General features: G+C 65.1%; 1 protein-coding gene. It reads right to left on the reverse strand.

Annotated features, from left to right (window positions below; translation table 11 throughout):
- Positions 1-260: 260 nt before the first annotated feature.
- On the reverse strand, positions 261-410 hold a 150-nt coding region (locus tag MOV75_RS42015; RefSeq protein ID WP_247008768.1), incomplete at its 5' end, for a DUF4159 domain-containing protein.

Raw genomic sequence — 410 nt, forward strand, 5'->3', positions numbered from 1 at the left:
CGCCGCGTGCGCGCGCGAGCAGCAGCACAAGCGCGACGACGACGATCGCGGCGAGCGCGAGCCAGAGGACGATCGCAGGGACAAGCGGCGTGAACGCGATGCCGTAATTCATGAGGCAGGCCTATCAACGTCATTCCGGGGCGATGCGGAGCATCGAACTCCGGTGCGCAATTGCGTACCTGAGAATCTCGAGATTCCGGGTCTGGTCCTACGGACCATCCCGGAATGACGGGGCGTTTGGTTCAAGCTCGTCAGGTGCATCATTGCCCCAGCCGTTCGATCAGCGCCGGTGCGTGCACCTGGTCGGCCTTGTAGTTGCCGGTCAGGGTGTACATCACGATGTTGGCGCCAGCGCGGTAGGCGAACTCGCGCTGGCGGGTGTCGCCGCCGGTCACCGGCAGCATGGCCTG

The sequence above is a fragment of the Bradyrhizobium sp. PRIMUS42 genome, from assembly GCF_023006515.1.
Lineage (GTDB): Bacteria > Pseudomonadota > Alphaproteobacteria > Rhizobiales > Xanthobacteraceae > Bradyrhizobium.